This is a genomic window from Leptolyngbya sp. FACHB-1624, assembly GCF_047649235.1.
Taxonomy (GTDB): domain Bacteria; phylum Cyanobacteriota; class Cyanobacteriia; order Leptolyngbyales; family Leptolyngbyaceae; genus Leptolyngbya; species Leptolyngbya boryana.
Window position 1 is genome coordinate 3,102,358 of sequence record NZ_CP180258.1, and the last position, 16,951, is coordinate 3,119,308.

Below are 16,951 nucleotides of genomic sequence, written 5' to 3' on the forward strand. Positions count from 1 at the left end.
GGGATTGCCCCTATTTTTTAGCAATGAATTCTGAAACTGCACTCAGTAGGGCTTGTGGTTCATCTAAACGGATGAGATGTCCACTGTTCTCAAAAATTTTCAGCTCTGCGTTGGGAATCGCGTTGGCAATTTCTTCTGAGAATTCGGGTTGGCAGATCCAATCGTGCCGTCCGCCAATGACGAGCGTAGGAACAGTGATTTTGTGAAGCTGATCGAGAACGTTATACGATCGCAAAAATCCTCCAAACGCCATGTTAATTGCATCGATCGAGAGAATCGTGCGCGATCGACCTTCTGCAACAGGATGACTCACAGAATACAACGGCTGCATGATGCGGAAATAGTCAGCAAGTTGCGCTTCGGTTTCAAAGTTGCCATTCCAGAGATATTGGGCAATTGCGATTTGTTCGGGTGTGCCTCGCTCGTTGAGAATCGTTTGAGCGCGTTTGAGAAAGCGGAAATCGGGAACGGTCGCGATCGCAATCAGATGAGAGAGATTTTGGGGATAGCGAGTCGCATAAGTCAGCGCCACCATTCCCCCGTAAGAACCGCCGATCGCAACAATTTTTTCGAGTCCTAAATGTTGCCGAAGCGCTTCCATATCTTCGACATTTTGATCGAGCGTGTAAGTTGATTGGTCGCCTCTTGCCGATCGTCCTTGTCCGCGATGATCAAAGTAGACGAGTTGCATTTGATCACTCAGGGCAGAAAAAGTCGGCTTGTAGGAACTGTGATCCGCGCCAGGGCCACCGTGAATGAGAAAACCGATCGGTTTTTCTCGCATGCGATCGCCATCGGGAACGAGTCCTGCTCCTTCGATATCAAAGTAAATCTGTGTGTCTCGAATCTTCGCGAACATAAAATCTATACGGACGAGTAAGGTGTTTAGGAATTGACAGGATAGACAGCACTACTAAGACAGCCCGAATCGTTTGAACTTCTCGGAAGTTACGATTGAACTTTCATCCTCGGTTAGTCATCTGGAATTAGAACACGATCAGGCATCACTGATCTAGATTGCTTGTTGGATAGGGATTTGGATAATAAACTGTGCGCCCTGATTGGGCTGTGAATGGCACTCTAGTTTGCCACCATGTTTTTCAACAACGATTTTATAGCTAATAGATAATCCCATTCCGGTTCCTTTCCCAATTGGTTTTGTGGTAAAGAACGGATCGAAAATTCGTTCCCTAACTTCTTCAGGAATTCCGATGCCATTATCGGCAATTTCGATTCCGATCCATTGAGAATCGATCAAGGATGTGCGAATTGTGATCTGGCTCGGATGTTTTTTGATGTCTTGAAGAGTTCGTTTCTCGTTATGTTCCTCCAAGGCATCGATAGCATTGCTAATTAGATTCATCAATACCTGGTTGAGTTGGCCAGGATAACAGTCCACGATCGGTAAACGCTCATAATCTCGAATTAACTCGATCACTGGACAGTTTTTACTTTCCTTCAACCGATGTTGCAAGATCAGCAAGGTACTCTCAATTCCCTCATGAATATCGACGGATTTAAATTCCGATTCATCCATGCGCGAGAAGTTACGCAACGACAACACAATCTGACAAATGCGATCGGTGCCAGTTTCCATTGAAGTCAAAAGTTTCATCAAATCTTCCTGCAAAAATTCGAGATCAATTTCTTCAGCCTTCGCCTCAATTTCTGGAATCGAATCGGGGTAATGTTTTCGGTAAAGTCGCACAAAATCTAATAAATCTGAAGCATAGGACTGTAAATGATTCAGATTGCCGTGGATGAAGTTGACTGGATTATTGATTTCATGAGCAACACCCGCCACCAATTGTCCTAGACTAGACATCTTTTCACTTTGAACTAGGTGGAGTTGGACGCTTTGTAGCTCTTCCAGAGTTTTTTGGAGGGTTCGGGTTTGCTGCGTCAGTCGAACTTCAGATTCGAGCAATTGTTCAGCTTGCGCTTGCGCTTGCAGTGCAGTATTTTCCATTCGGGCATAGAGATCTCCTTGTTGAATGGCAATCCCTAACTGACCCGCTAGTCGATATAACAGCTTGCCTTCCTCCTCCTTCCAGACCCGAGTGTGGCTACATTGATGCACAATCAGCAAGCCCCAGAGCTGATCGCGCACCATAATCGGCACAATCAGATTGGCTTGCACCTGCAACCCTTGCAAAAACTGAACATGAGTCGGATCTAACCCTGCTTCAAGCACATTGTGAATTGCCCGAATCCGACCGTAGCGGTACTTTTCAAAACATTCGCCGGGCGCACAATTATCTGCTGCTTCGCCTAGAGTAGGAGACCAAGGTTCTGCCACATCTTCTAGGGCAACTTGTCCCCGCCAATCTGCATCAAATTGGTAAATCAGTGCGCGATCGACAGCAAATAGTTTCCGCACTTCGGAGACTGCCGTTTGCAAAATCGTCGGAAGATCCAGAGATTCTCGAATCTGAGATGAAAGCTGGTTGAGCAATTCTTCCTGAGTTGCTAAGTCTCTGAATTTTGCTTCGGATTCCTTGAGGCGATTTTCAGTACGCTTTAACTCAGTGATCTCATTAAACGTACAAACCATCTGAGTGACCGCAGCATTCGATAATTTCAAAGGAACAGCATTCACTAGAAGCGCCGTTGGTTCTTGCTCCTCAGTTTCAATATAAATTACAGCATTCTGTACTGGCTGTTTGGCAAGGATGTTTTGCAATACAGGTTGCATTGAATGAATCAGCGGATTCTCTGAATCCTCAAGCAGGGTTGAATCCAGGCAGCCTGTAATACCTTGATTCCACAGCTTTTGTAGGTCTGCTTCACTGGAGAAATGTAATAGATCGAGCACTGCGCGATTGGATAACTGAATTTGAGCATCTTCTTCAACCACCAATACACCAACTTGAATGCCTTGAAGAATCGTTTTGAGATATTGTTGGCTCTCCTGAATCGCCTGGGCATAGATGATTTGAGCAGATAACCGCCGATCGAAAAACGCAGCTAGTAATGCGAGTCCTAAAATAATCAGCGTGCCAACAATCACAGCAGCAGCTAAAGGGACTACGTTTTTGGGGGGTTGTAAGCTTGACTCTGCGAGCATATTAGACATCGGCATGAAACAGGCGGCAGCCATGCCCGTGTAGTGCATCGTCGGAATTGCTATCCCCATAATTAAGGAAGCTAAGAGTTTTTTCCAGAGTTGGCGCGACGTGGTTTCTTCTCGCAACTGGAAGACCAAAAACAGTCCTGCAAACGAGACGACGATCGCAATCAGAACCGAGAGCGCAACCACACGAACATCATAGTGAATGACTGCCGCAGCATTCATTGCCAGCATACCGATGTAGTGCATGGAGGCAATTCCCAAGCCCATGCAGATACTGCCACCTAGAAGTTGAAACCGACCGAAGGTTGGACGACTAACCAAAAATAGCGCCAATCCTGAAGCAATTATGGCAGGCAAAATCGAAACGAGAACTGTGAGAAAGTCATAATTTACGAAAACGGGCAATCGGAATGCCAACATACCAATAAAGTGCATTGACCAGATGCCAATGCCCATCGCAATAGCACCACCGAACAGCCAAACCTTTTGAACTCGGCTTTGGGTTGCAGTCACTCTTCCCGCAAGATCTATAGCAGTGTAAGAGGCTAAAACAGCAATGAGAACTGAAACGATGACAAGTTGAAAATTGTAGCCAGCGGTTAACGAAGCAGCCATGAACCTAAGATATGTGAGGAGAGAACAAAAATGTTTGAGATGCTTCGATCGCAATGCTTTCGTAAGTCATCTCTCTAAACTAAAAAGAACGACCTCTTCAATTCGCTCTAGGACAATCTTTTGTGGCAATCTTTTGTGGCAATCGATGGGGGCAGAGTTCTGGATTTTGTTTGAAAGAAGTATTTTCTAGAAACTCTGTGTCTAGTCATTCCCCATTCGTGAAGACCAGCGTCTATGCCTAAAGATAGAAATCAGAGTGCCTTGGCGAATAGAATTTACGCCTAGACAAACGAAGTCCGCCTTCGCGGACTGTTCCAAAACTATCTTTCTTCTATCACTCTCTCGGTAGTAAATTCCAAAACCCTTGTACAATCGGCTTTTCCCATTTTAGTAGTCCGAAAATAACAGAACAGCCAAACTTAGATGTGGCAAGGACATTAGCTTTTTCTTCTGCTAATGTGAGGAAAGAGGGATAGCTTTGCAATTCGGGAGTTTGAGAATATATTACGTTCAAATTTGTAAAGATAGCGTTTGGAATTAAAGCACAATCAGGAATCACTGAAGTTTGTTCTGTATTGAATTGGGCACCCCCCTGCTGGAGCAGAACAATGTCAATGTCGAGAGGAGATCGAAGAACGAATTCTGATGATAATTCCATTAATCATCCTCGATCGCGACAATCAGAACCTCTGTCCTATCATGAATTAAGACAGCATCTATCGAATGCGCGTGCTGATCGCGCCCAATTACAAGCCCTCTTAAGTACAAAAGAGCAAGAGTTTGAGCAAACTCATCGATTGTATGTAGAAGAACAGCAAAAATATCAGTCATCGCTGACCCTATATCAAGAAATTCAGCAAAGCTATCAAACGACGCTCCAGCAGTATGAGGAAGTGCAAGTTCAATCGCATTCTTACTTGAAACAATACGAACAAGCTCAGGCTCAAGCTACCGTTTATCTGACTCAATTTCAAGAAGCTGAAACTCAATTCCAGTCGTATTTGACGCTGTATCAGTCTGAGAAGACGAGGGGCGATCAGTTGTTGGTGCAATTTGAGGAAGTACAGGCGGAGCGCGATCGCTATTTAGCCTTGTATAACGAATCTCAGGATGAGCTTAAATTTGAACGGCGATCGAAAGCTGGAATTAAAGGCTGGGAAACTCGCCGCAAACGAGAAAATCAACGATTGAAGCAAGAAATTGCAGAGATGACCGTTTTACTTCGAGATTCGCTAGAGCGCAAAGAAGAAGCTGTAGATAGTTTGTATGCTGTAGCTGAGCGGATGGATCGAATTCAACGTTTAGTAGATTCAGTCGATGAAGACTCAACGACGAATCCAGTCGGGATGATTCAAAAGTTCCAACGCATTTGGCAGGCGGTTAGAGAGATTTTGGCAGAGTAGAGAGAAACACATGGATGAACCATCTGTCGAGATTGTCACGCATCAAGAAACCGCAGGCGATCGCATTCGCAGAATTGCGGATCAGTTGAAACAAGAAACGAGTGTGCAAATTAAAGCAACGTCTCGCATTTTGGCAGCAGCAGCGCAGATTTCGCAAAATCACGATCGCTTGATTGAGGAAGTGGTCGAAATGGTTGAGGAGGATTTAGAGCAGCAAGGGCAAGCTGAACGATCTTCAGATTCATCGGCTTCGATGGAGACATCGGGAAGTTCTCTAAATTCTCCAAATTTAGAGAACTTTGAATTAGAAGTGCTTGGCTCGAAGCCTCCCATAGTCGGGACTTTAGAGAGCAAAAGCTGTTCAAAAGAAAAGGAGAAAATTACAGTTGCGTCTTTAAAACAAAGGTTCAAAAAACTAGACCAAGCGAAAGCGCATTTTGGGATAAAGGCAGGCAGTTGGGCACTTCTTGCTGATAAGCTCAATCAAAAAGCGTTGCCAAATTCTAAAGCGTTGCCAAATTCTGATGAGCTTCCCGTCTCTCAGCGATTAGACAAAATTGAGGCTGAGCTAGAAGCATTGCGAACCGATGTGAATCAGTCCCTCAATCTTTTGGCTCTCATCTTGAAAAAGCTCTCTTAAGCCTTCAAACAAGGTGCGATCGTTGCCACCACCGATCGCGCTAACGCATCATAGTCATATCCGCCTTCTAACCCAAACACAATCTTGCGAGTCAGACCCAAACAGTATTCTGTAAACACACGATAATCATCGGGCTGGAGTGAAACGCCTGCTAACGGATCGGCAGCATTCGCATCATATCCAGCACTAACGATCAGCAGATCCGGCTCAAATTCACTTAGAAATGGAATCACTTTCTGCTGAAAGAGCGGTTCATAGTCTGCGATCGTACTTCCCGCCGACACAGGCAAATTCAGAACATTCTGATAAAACCCTTTTTCAGAAGCATCTCCTGTTCTCGGATATTGAGGCGATTCGTGCAGCGAACAGAAGCGAATGTTCGGATTCTTTTCGACGATCGCTTGTGTGCCATTGCCGTGATGTACATCCCAATCGAGAATCGCAACGCGATCGCACTTTTGCAGCGCGTAATGAGCCGCGATCGCAGCATTACTCAGTAAGCAAAATCCCATACCCAAATCTGCGATCGCATGATGTCCAGGCGGGCGTGCCATCACAAAACAAGGCTGGCCCGAAAGCGCCATCTCAACCCCATCAATCCAAGCATTGACCGCAAGCAGTGCAACTTCATAGCTGCGTGGAGAAATCACAGTTTCACCATCGACAAACCCACCCCCGCGATTTGCAGTCAACCGAACTTGATCTAGATAATGCTGAGTGTGAACCGCTTGAACCGATGAAAGGGGAGATCGAGTTTCGACCGGAGTCGGAAGTTGCCAGTGAATCTGACTGGGGAATGTTGCTTTTAATGCAGCTTGAATTGCAGTCAGTCGCCCAGAGTTTTCGGGGTGAAAATGCCCCGTATCGTGCAGCAGAAACTCATCGGAATAGATCACCGGAAACATAAGCGGATATCTGCAATAGATTCAGTTTTTCACTATAGCAACTTATTCTCGCTTTCTCGGTCGTCCCAAGGCTGTGATGTACAAGACCGCTTCATCTTCGGGAATCCCTAAGACTTCATTGACTTGATCATCAAAGAATCCACCAATGCCACTTGCGCCTAGACCGAGGTGAATGGCAGCCAGATTTATTCGTTGTCCAAGATGTCCGGCATCCATATGCAGATAGCGATAAACTCGATCACCATATTGCTCGATCGCCGTGCGTAAATCAGCCGTGTGAAACACAATCGCACTCGCATCTCGCCCTAAATCTTGTCCTAAGCAAAGAAAATGCAGTTCTCGGCGAAAGTTTTTAAACCGAATCTGCCGAAGTTCTTGAGTCGCAGGCGCATAGTAATAACACCCATCCTCCAGGTCTTGAATCCCAGATACCGCAATGAATGTCTCCACCAAGCTTAAATCAAAATAATCGGGAGATCGATCGAAGTTTTGCTCAATGTAATGCTGAGGTTGATAAGTAAAATCGAGGACAGCGCGAAGTTCATCCAGCGATAGCTTCTCTCCACTAAACGCACGAGTGGAGCGACGGTGAATGATCGTTTGTTCAAGTCCAGATAAATTCGGACTCCAATCGATCGGTGGACAAGTCATGGAAACCTTTAAGCAGAACGGAAAATTGTACTTATCCTGCTGCGCTTTCGGTTCAGGAACTTGCCAATTTACTTTTGCATTCGGATTGTCGGGAATTTGGGTGGCTTGATGAAAATAGCTCAATAAACTGCCGTCTGGAATACGAGGATACTCTAGCTGAGGAGTCGTGGGTAGCGCAGTGCGAGCTAGGGGCAAATTTTCGCGCAGTTCTCGTAAATCTGCGATCGGTAACACTGCGATCGCACCTTCTTGATTCACGTCAAAATACAGCAATTGATTGATCGCTTCGTCGGCAAATCCCCCAATCAAATGGGGACGAAAATCAGTCATCGCACAGGCAAGTTCAATGTTGCCCAGTAAGTGCCCACTGTCGAGAAAAATCCGTCGATACGCTCGATCTTGATACCGCCATACCGAGCGGAAAAACACAGCAGAAACCACGATCGCAAGCTGTGTATCTTCGAGCACTGGATTCCAAAAACACGCCGATTGTAAAGCTGTCCAGACATCACTCTGCCAAAAATGAACCAGCGTATGCGTTTTCGATTGATAGTTGTAGAGTCCGGCAGGAAGATAGGGAGTGCCGCGTGAGATCAAATATATCTCCGCCGGATAAAGACCGCCTGCCGATGGGGACGATCGCAGATAATGCGGTTCGCCATTGGTGGGGATTGCTCCGGTCAAACCGTAACTACAAACTAAAAGCTTAGAGAGCCTTTGCCACCAAATCGTCTCATCGCCTTGGTTGGTCTCTTCGCTCAGATAGGGCTTCAAATCGAACGATGTACCAAATCGGTATGCTTTGAACGGAATGGGTTGTTCTTCCCAATTTAGGGCTTGGCTTTTGGCATGAATCGTTTGGGGGTCGTATTTGGTACGTTCGTGATAGTGTTGAGCGATCGACACTTGCAAGTCCGGCATAGTCCTGGTTCGGCAGCGTACTGTTTTTGATATTGACACGAGATGGGGTTGAGAGCTAGTCGTTCGCAGAACAACTTGATTCCAAGATAGAGACTTTTCAATTTCTTGGATTGCCGTTCCCCATATTTTCAAGATCTTTTTTGGATGATCCCTAAAGAAAATGTTAAGTATCCTTAACCTATTACAATTCTTTTTTACATTTTTGTAATGAGCGTTGATTGGTGGACTTTAGAACGGTAATGGATACGATCGCAGCAGAAGAGCTAATTTCAAGGTACAACCAGGGAGAACGGAATTTTGAACGGTGTAACTTAGAACAAGCAAACTTTTTTGAGGCGATGTTAGTCGATATCAATTTGGCTGAATGTCGCTTGAATCGAGCCTATTTACCGTATGCGAATTTGCGACAGGCGAATTTGACATCGACTCAGTTACAGTTCGCAGAGTTGAGTGATACCCAACTGCATCAGGCGAATTTATCAAATTCAGATTTACAGCAGGCGAAAATTTCGCGATCGGATTTGAGTTTCGCAAATCTAAGCGGAGCAAATTTGACGGGAGCCGATTTAGCGGGAGCGGATTTGAGAAACGCCGATCTCAGCGATGCAGATTTAAGCAATACGGATCTGCGTCGCGTGAATTTCCGCGATGCAAATTTGAGCGGCGCGAATTTGAGCCGAGCCAATTTGGATCGAGCAATTGATCTCGACTTAACAGGTGCGATCGTTGATGCCTTTACGATTTACCCGGACGGACATCGCCATGCGGACTAATCTCCGCTCACACTAATCTCCGCTCACACTAATCTCCGCTCACAAAGGCTTGCATTTTCCATTCCCCTTGTTCTTTGCCAAAGAAAACTCGATAACCGACTGGACTGTAAGCATATCGACTCGAAACATATCCGCGTTTATCGTTGGGCAGTACGATCGGAGTCCAACCGTTTGGATCATCCAGTCTTAGCGCCTCTTTTGCAGCGGAATTCTGAAAGGTTTCCATGTCATACTTGACAATTTCGTTGGTCAGAGTAGCGATGACAGCAGCATTTTCCTGAGGTTGCGATCGCACATTCACATTTTGTCCGACTACGACAATGGCAGAAAAAGCATCGATGTTCGCATTACTCTTCTTGATAGCTTCGTCGAATTGATGAAATACAGTTGGGCAAGAATAGGCTTGAGCCTCCTGCGAACAACCAAGCGATAAGGCTTTTTCCAGGGATGTCCAGAAAGGAGATTTGGGATTGTCGGGATTGAGATAGTTAATCGATCGATGTTCGCCAAAGCTGAAGCGAGTTGCTGGGGTGACAATACTGCGAATATATTTTGCATCGCGATCGCGAACCGCTTGTTTTGTACGATCGAGGAATTTCGCAAATTCTGGCGATTGCACAGACTCATCAACTAGAGTAATCGGCTGACGAGAAGATGCAGGCGTGGGAGAAGTTGCAACTGGGGGATTGAATTTCTCTGTTGAGGGGGTAGATGTGGGAGCAGGTTGAGGTTGTTCAACTGGCGGTTGCTCAACTTTTTCTGCTGTCGGACGTTGATAGGTGACGGTCGCGATCGTTGATGCGACGGCGGCAGTTAGCACCACGGCTCCAGTCAAAAGTGCAGTTTTGTTCATATGCGTCAGTACCTGAACTGAGACGATTTAGGCACTGTCCTCTTGTCTATAGATTCACGAGCGAGGAAACAGGTTCCGGATCAGGAGATGGTCTGTCCCACTAGAGATAAAGTTATCATCTAGCTCAAATCAGCACAGCACCAAAATTAACCAAAAGGAGTCCATCTTGGAGACGAATGCGTGGGAGCGATTCTCTGCTGAAAGGCAGATTCTTCATTATCCTTACCCGACGATGAGACAGGTTGTGATGGGAACGCGAGGAGCCGTTGCAACTAGCCAGCCTTTAGCAACGTTCGCAGGCATCCAAATGCTACTTGCAGGTGGAAACGCGATCGATGCTGCCATTGCAACCGCGATCGCGCTCACGGTTGTCGAGCCGACCTCAAACGGCATTGGCTCTGATGCTTTCGCACTGGTCTGGGATGGCAAACTGCATGGACTCAATGCTTCCGGCAGAAGCCCGCGTCATATTCCAGTCGAAACGCTGCTCAATGCTCCGAGAATGCCTGATTTAGGCTGGAAAACGGTGACGGTTCCGGGTGCGGTTTCTGCTTGGCGATCGCTCTCAGAGCGTTGGGGAAAGCTACCGTTTGAAAAGCTGTTTGAACCTGCCATTGAATATGCGGAAGCAGGCTTTCCGGTTTCTCCTGAAACGGCTCGGGCTTGGCAACGAGCCGAGCAAATTTTTACTCCACTTTCAGGCGCGGAATATCAGCCCTTTCAAGCGGTCTTTTTTCCGAATGGACGTGCTCCCCGTGCAGGCGAAATTTGGAGCAGCCCGAATCATGCAAAAACGCTCAGATCGATCGCTCAAAGCCAAGGAGAGTCTTTTTATCGAGGTGAACTCGCAGACGCGATCGCCCAATTTGCAGAACAGACGGGAGGATGGATCGATCGCACAGATCTAGCAACTCATCAAGCAGATTGGGTAACTCCGATTTCAACGAATTATCGAGGCGTGGATGTTTGGGAAATTCCACCGAATACCCACGGAATCGCAACATTAATGGCTCTGAACATTTTAGAGGGATTCGACTTGACTCAATTTCCACGCGATTCGGTCGAGAGCTTCCATTTGCAGATTGAAGCAATGAAACTTGCATTTGCAGATGTCGATCGTCATGTGAGCGATCCTGCATCAATGATCGTCTCCGCTGCGGATCTCTTAGATAAAACCTATGCCGCTCAAAGGCGACAACTCATCTGTGACACCGCTTTGCCTGAAACGAGTTCAGGACTACCCAAAGGTGGAACCGTCTATCTAGTAGCCGCAGATCAGGACTTTATGGTGTCTTTTATCCAATCGAACTATGCAGGATTTGGCAGTGGCATTTTAATTCCTGGTACTGGAATTGCACTTCAGAACCGAGCTTCAGGTTTTTCAACTCAAGCTGGACACCCCAATCAAGTTGCACCTAGTAAACGTTCCTATCACACGATCATTCCTGGCTTTTTGAGTGTCAATGATCAACCGATTGGAGCTTTGGGTGTGATGGGTGGCTTCATGCAACCTCAAGGTCACTTACAGATGGTTGTCAACCTCATCGACTATGGCATGAATCCGCAAACGGCTTTGAATGCTCCACGCTGGCGATGGTTCGCAAAAAACCAAGTTTTACTAGAGCAGACTGTGCGATCTGATATTGCGATCGCACTGACCGACAGAAATCACCAAATTCAACTCACCGCCGAACCGAGTGCATTCGGACGCGGACAGATGATTCTCAAGTCTGGCAAGGTTTTGATTGCAGGTTCAGAACCGAGAGCAGACGGATGTGCGATCGCATTCTAAACCTCAGCATTGCGAAACCCAATTTTGAGACCACATCAGCCCAGTGAATTCCATGCACCAGGCTCGATATGGTTTGAATCTGCACACCTAAGCAACATTTGACCAACGACTGTACGCATCGGCAAGCTTTTCATCGTAGCGATTCACACGATAGCTCTCGCCATTGTAGCGAAGCGCAAATCCTGCCCAATCGCGGTTAATCAAAAAGCGATCGAGACGATTGCTCTTGATGAAATTGAACATTGCCGCAAGCTGCTTTCCTTCACTCTCATGCATATCTCGCACAAACGATTCAGCATCTCGATAGCCCGCTGCACTATGATTGAATCCCATGATTTGCCCCAGTCCCCAAGAAGCAGACATCAAAGCCGCATTCCGATTCAAATTCACTGCTTTATACAATCGATCCCATTCACCTGCACCCCCAATATAGAGACTACGGTTCCAAACTGGGCTAGAAATATCACCATTGCTATTATCAAAGCGCCCATTGGTAAATTCTGAGAACCAATGCGCCTCAAATAGAATCTTCGGTCTACCATCCCGCAAAAATCCAGACCCTGCAGCTTCAACTTCGACAACTGCTCTCACGGCTGCAACCTCACAGCCAATCGATCTGGCAACATCTTGAAAATCTTTCGATTGTAGCGATCGCACTGGCCGGACAACCTCAATCTGAGGAATCGCAGGCTCCAACAACATCAAAGCTGCTTGCGGTGAAAGCTCATCGGCTTGAAAGCCATAAACTCTAGTAAACCCGGCATAAGCCGTTTGCGTTCTGCCTCCCCAGAGTCCATCGATCGATCCAGGCTGGTGCCCCATTGCATCTAATCCTTGTTGCATCTGACGAACCAAGCGAGCATCTGTGCTGATTCGATTCAATTGCCAAATCCAAACATCATTAGCAATGGGACGTAGTCCAGTCGGTAAAGCTTGAGTTGCTGGAGCAAAGCGAGGAGACGAACTAGGAGTTGGAGTTGGGGTCGGGGTCGGAGCAGGGGTTGGGGTCGGAGTCGGGGTTGGGGTCGGTTGTTGAACTGAGGTCGGAGTCGGAGTTGGGGTTGGAGCAGGCGTGGGGGTCGGAGCAGGCGTGGGGGTCGGAGCAGGCGTGGGGGTCGGAGTTGGAAGAGATTGACGTCCTAGTAGCAACTGGGCAGCACGAGGAGTCACTTCGGTCGCTCTAAGCTGAGCACGGGTTGCAAAAGCAGCATAAGCTGCTTGAGTACGACTGCCCCAGATTCCATCAATAGGTCCAGGTTGAAAGCCTAAATTTGTCAAGCGCTGTTGAAGCTCTCTGACGATTGTTTGTACATTTTGAATCGTCGATAGTGCGATCGTCACTGTCCCTGATGCAATGTTATTTAGGGTATTGATGCCGAGTAAGACTTGAGCCGCACGCGGGCTGATTGCAGTGGTTGTGAACTGGTTGCGAGTCGCGAAAGCAGCATAAGCCGCCTGCGTACGACTGCCCCAAATTCCATCGACAGGACCCGGTTGAAAACCTAATGCAATCAGGCGTTGCTGAAGTTCTCGTGTCAAAGTCTGATTGGTCTGAACAGTCGTCAAATTAATAGTTGCGGTTCCTGATGCAATGCTGTTAAGGTTCATATCTCTCACCCACGCACGTTTGGCAGTCTAAATTGTAGGCATGTTTGCCCTTTATTCTTTAGAAGATCCTACGTATTTTCCAGAATTGTGAAATATTTTGTCACATCTTAATCGGTGAAACCGTTTGATAGGATATTTGAGCGGTTTTAGGTCTTTCGCGCTCATGTCTCAAACGATCGTGGTGAAAATTGGAACGTCGAGTCTAACAACTCCGGATTCGGGGATGTTAGCACTATCTACGATCGCGTCTTTGGTCGAAGTGCTCAGCCAACTCCGCGCTCAAGGAAATCAAGTGGTTTTAGTCTCGTCTGGTGCAGTAGGAGTAGGCTGTGCGCGGCTGGGTTTGGTCGAACGTCCGAAATCGATGGCAAAAAAGCAAGCCGTTGCAGCAGTTGGGCAAGGGCGACTGATGCGAATTTATGATGATTTTTTCACCGCATTACAGCAACCGATCGCCCAAGTGTTGTTGACTCGCGGCGATTTGATTCAACGCAATCGCTATATCAATGTGTTGCATACCTTCCAAGAACTGCTAAAGCTGGATGTCATTCCGATCGTCAATGAAAATGATACTGTGTCCGTCGATGAGTTGAAGTTTGGGGATAACGATACGTTGTCGGCTCTAGTTGCCAGTGTGGTCGATGCGGATTGGTTGTTTTTGTTAACCGATGTCGATCGCTTGTATTCTGCTGATCCGCGTAGTAACCCCAATGCTCAACCGATTACGATCGTCAAAAATCTCGATGAACTCGCAGAAGTCCAAACTGGAAGCTCTGGAACGCAATGGGGCACAGGGGGCATGGTGACGAAGATCCAAGCGGCTCGAATTGCAACTGGGGCAGGCGTGAGAACGGTAATTACTCAAGGTCGCACACCTCAGAATTTGAGCAAGATTCTAGCAGGTGAGTTAATTGGAACGCAGTTTGAACCTCAGCCTCGCCCGTTTAATGCGCGTCAGCGTTGGATTGCTCATGGATTGGTACCGACGGGGCAAATTTACTTAGATGAGGGTGCTGTTAGAGCGATTCGTAGCAGTGGTCGATCGCTATTAGCTGCCGGAATTGTGCAGATTGAAGGAGCATTTGAAAGTCAGGAGGCAGTGAAATTGTGCGATCGATCTGGGCAAGAGATTGCGAGAGGGATTGTCAACTACAGTCATGACGAACTCGAAAAAATTCGCGGACATCAATCCGATGAAATTCCTGAAATTCTAGGCTATGCCGGAGAAGAAACCGTTGTACATCGCGATAATTTAGTCCTGTCGTAATGGCGAATTCCTGATACAATTCGATCCCTGAACACCTAATGTGTGAGGATTGCGTGTCGAACATTCCCTATTCATCGGATATTTTGCAGCCTGTCTCGGTTTTGGGCTTGCCGATGCACCTTGCTCAGGATTATCCGCGCTGGATTACGCATCGTTTAGAACAGGGTTTGGGATGTCATGTCATTACACTGAATGCAGAAATGACAATGCAAGCGGAGGAGACTCCGGTGCTTGCACATATTATTCATCAAGCAGAATTAGTCATTCCAGATGGGTCAGGAATTGTCTTCTACATGCGAATTCATGGCAAGCGGGTGCAGCGAATGCCAGGGATTGAACTTGCGCAGACGTTGCTAGAGAGATCGACGCAATTTGGCGAACCCTGGTCAATTTTCTTTTTTGGGGGCGCACCGGGAGTAGCTGATACTGCAGCAGAACATTGGCAAAAAAAAGTACCCGAAATCTCGATCGTGGGAACGCAGAATGGCTATTTAAAACCAGAAGATGAGCGGGAATTTCTCGATCGATTGAAAATGCTACAACCGCGCTTAATTTATGTCGGGTTAGGTGTACCGCGTCAAGAACTATGGATTTCCCAAAATCGCCACATTTGCCCAAATTCGGTCTGGATTGGAGTAGGCGGTAGTTTTGACGTGTGGGCGGGAACGAAAGAGCGCGCACCTCAGTGGTTCTGTGATAACCATTTGGAATGGCTGTATCGGCTGTATCAAGAACCTTGGCGATGGAAGCGGATGATGGCTTTACCAAAGTTTGCAGCAAGAGCGATCGTCTATCGGTTGACGAAACGAAATCCGGTGAGTGAGCTTTAAGCCGGAGTAAGGAGATGGGGAAATGAGGAGAACCCAAACTCAGATTGCTCCCTATCTCCCTATCCGATTGCTGGCGCTGAACTACTCATAACAAAACCTCGCAGCACTTTTCCAAGTTGGAGAGCTACTGCAAGGCATAATTGTTGAGATCTAAATCCTATTTTTTCGGGAAAGTTGGCAGTTCAACTGCTGCTAAAGAGTCGAGTTTCTTTTGCGATCGCTGAGGATACACGACAGGCGAAGGGCTTTCTCCCACAGGTGGCAGATCCTCATCCGGTTCATCCCGTCGAATTCGATCATTCACACCCAATGTAATAAACGGAGAAGCAACCGGAACAGTTGGCTCAATGGTAGGTGGCAAAGCGAGAGTCGGACTTGCTGCTACTTCCTCGACTGGTTCAATGGCAGGCATCGAATCAATGTCGATCGCAGGTTCACTGACTACAAAATTCTCAGGTTCTGTTTGCACCGCAGTCGGCTCAAACAGGTGAATATCGTGATGAACAGACGGGACTTCTTCCGTCGATCGCTTAATCGTATAGCTCAGCGGTGGGCTAATCACAATCGGTTCAGGAAGCTCAACCTGAGTGTCATCTACATCTACATCAAGAGACACTGGCTCAACTTCTGGTGCAATCTCATCTGAAATTTCTGGCTCAAACAAAATGTCATCATCTGGTGCAGTCGCCCAAGCGGCTGGAGTCAGTTCAGGTTCGTTCCAGCTTGTCGTACTATCGAGCGTCGTAGACCAAGGTTGAACTGGCTGCGCTTTGACAAAACCAACTGGCTCAGCATGACATTCACTCTGTGAAATCGCTTGATCCACAGACTCTTCAATCTTCTGAGTTGCGGACACATCCAAGCATTTTTCTAAAGCAGCCTTGAATTGCAGCGTGTATTGCTGCTGGCGATGCAAGCGCGATCGCAAATCCCGACACGCTGCCTCAGATTGGCGCAATTGCTGGATTTGCTCATCATATTGCTGCTTGGTTAACGCACAATCTCGCTCTAACTGGGCAACTTGAGCCTGACTCGCTTCAAGCTGAGCGGTCAAAGTCTCGATTAAAATCTGCTGTTTTTGATGCACTTGATGCGCTTGATCCAAATTCTGAGCCAGTTGCTTCACTTCCAGTTGAACTGCATTGATCGCCTCAACTTGTTCCGAAAGCTGTGCTTCTTGGTCTTGCAATCTTTGGCGCGACGCATCTAGGGCTTGACGCTGTTTGGCAATCATCACCGTTTGCTGCTGAGAAAGCTGAGCTTCTTTGAGCGCTCGCTGTTCTGCCTCTGCTTGCTGTGTACTCAACTGAGTTTCTAAGCGCTTCGTCTCAGACCGCAAGGTGGCATGAGCTTCACCCAACGCAAACTCCAACTCCGCAGCCCGCGATCGCAGACGTTGATTTTGCTGCTCTAAATCCTTGACCCGAATGCCAATTTGAGTCGGTTCAGGCGTTGGTTCAGGCGCAGCTTCTGGAATGCTATCGAGGTCGATCGCATTCGGAAAGTTAACAGTTGTCCAACCCGACTCCTGAGTTGAAGGAGCTTCGATCGAATCAGCGGAAGAATTGGGAATTTCAGATTCACTCATGGGATAACCTGCAGGACGTAATCAGCTCAGCT

General features: G+C 47.1%; 13 protein-coding genes. 6 read left to right on the forward strand and 7 right to left on the reverse strand.

What is annotated here, in order from left to right; translation table 11 throughout:
• Nucleotides 1-10 precede the first annotated feature (10 nt).
• Both ACMUEV_RS14520 and ACMUEV_RS14525 read right to left on the reverse strand, forming a co-directional pair.
• A complete protein-coding gene (locus tag ACMUEV_RS14520; protein WP_190653142.1) occupies nt 11-859 on the reverse strand; it encodes an alpha/beta fold hydrolase in 849 nt (282 codons plus the stop codon).
• A gap of 153 nt (nt 860-1,012) precedes the next feature.
• Entirely contained in the window at nt 1,013-3,688 is a 2,676-nt protein-coding gene (locus ACMUEV_RS14525) for an MHYT domain-containing protein (protein ID WP_190653143.1), read from the reverse strand.
• 608 nt (nt 3,689-4,296) lie between these two features.
• Here ACMUEV_RS14525 and ACMUEV_RS14530 point away from each other — a divergent pair.
• Nucleotides 4,297-5,091 carry a hypothetical protein gene (locus tag ACMUEV_RS14530; protein WP_242044762.1) on the forward strand — a complete coding sequence of 265 codons (795 nt, stop codon included), beginning with the start codon at nt 4,297-4,299 and terminating at the stop codon, nt 5,089-5,091.
• Between the two features lie 10 nt (nt 5,092-5,101).
• Entirely contained in the window at nt 5,102-5,731 is a 630-nt protein-coding gene (locus tag ACMUEV_RS14535) for a hypothetical protein (RefSeq protein ID WP_199329693.1), read from the forward strand.
• Here ACMUEV_RS14535 and ACMUEV_RS14540 read toward each other — a convergent pair.
• Both ACMUEV_RS14540 and ACMUEV_RS14545 read right to left on the reverse strand, forming a co-directional pair.
• Nucleotides 5,728-6,636 (reverse strand): histone deacetylase, encoded by a 909-nt coding sequence (locus ACMUEV_RS14540; protein ID WP_190653144.1) that lies wholly within the window; start codon nt 6,634-6,636, stop codon nt 5,728-5,730. The genes ACMUEV_RS14535 and ACMUEV_RS14540 overlap by 4 nt on opposite strands.
• Nucleotides 6,637-6,678: 42 nt before the next feature.
• Nucleotides 6,679-8,208: a SagB/ThcOx family dehydrogenase gene (locus ACMUEV_RS14545; protein ID WP_190653145.1), complete on the reverse strand. Its 1,530-nt coding sequence runs from the start codon at nt 8,206-8,208 to the stop codon at nt 6,679-6,681.
• 221 nt (nt 8,209-8,429) lie between these two features.
• On the opposite strand from ACMUEV_RS14545, the gene ACMUEV_RS14550 reads away from it, so the two are divergent.
• Nucleotides 8,430-8,981 carry a pentapeptide repeat-containing protein gene (locus ACMUEV_RS14550; protein WP_202806921.1) on the forward strand — a complete coding sequence of 184 codons (552 nt, stop codon included), beginning with the start codon at nt 8,430-8,432 and terminating at the stop codon, nt 8,979-8,981.
• Between the two features lie 28 nt (nt 8,982-9,009).
• Here the strand turns inward: ACMUEV_RS14550 and ACMUEV_RS14555 are convergent, their stop codons facing one another.
• The gene (locus ACMUEV_RS14555) at nt 9,010-9,834 is read right to left on the reverse strand and encodes a hypothetical protein (protein WP_190653146.1); all 825 of its coding nucleotides are present in this window, start codon (nt 9,832-9,834) and stop codon (nt 9,010-9,012) included.
• A 232-nt stretch (nt 9,835-10,066) separates the two neighbouring features.
• On the opposite strand from ACMUEV_RS14555, the gene ACMUEV_RS14560 reads away from it, so the two are divergent.
• Nucleotides 10,067-11,626 (forward strand): gamma-glutamyltransferase, encoded by a 1,560-nt coding sequence (locus ACMUEV_RS14560; protein ID WP_199329696.1) that lies wholly within the window; start codon nt 10,067-10,069, stop codon nt 11,624-11,626.
• An 87-nt stretch (nt 11,627-11,713) separates the two neighbouring features.
• Here ACMUEV_RS14560 and ACMUEV_RS14565 read toward each other — a convergent pair whose 3' ends face one another.
• Nucleotides 11,714-13,234, reverse strand: a complete 1,521-nt coding sequence (locus ACMUEV_RS14565; protein WP_190653147.1) for an N-acetylmuramidase domain-containing protein — start codon at nt 13,232-13,234, stop codon at nt 11,714-11,716.
• Between the two features lie 163 nt (nt 13,235-13,397).
• On the opposite strand from ACMUEV_RS14565, the gene proB reads away from it, so the two are divergent.
• The gene (gene proB, locus ACMUEV_RS14570; RefSeq protein WP_190653148.1) at nt 13,398-14,501 is read left to right on the forward strand and encodes a glutamate 5-kinase; all 1,104 of its coding nucleotides are present in this window, start codon (nt 13,398-13,400) and stop codon (nt 14,499-14,501) included.
• A 53-nt stretch (nt 14,502-14,554) separates the two neighbouring features.
• Nucleotides 14,555-15,331, forward strand: a complete 777-nt coding sequence (locus ACMUEV_RS14575) for a WecB/TagA/CpsF family glycosyltransferase (RefSeq protein ID WP_415354780.1) — start codon at nt 14,555-14,557, stop codon at nt 15,329-15,331.
• A gap of 157 nt (nt 15,332-15,488) precedes the next feature.
• Here the strand turns inward: ACMUEV_RS14575 and ACMUEV_RS14580 are convergent, their stop codons facing one another.
• Entirely contained in the window at nt 15,489-16,919 is a 1,431-nt protein-coding gene (locus ACMUEV_RS14580) for a hypothetical protein (RefSeq protein WP_190653150.1), read from the reverse strand.
• Between the last annotated feature and the right edge of the window lie 32 nt (nt 16,920-16,951).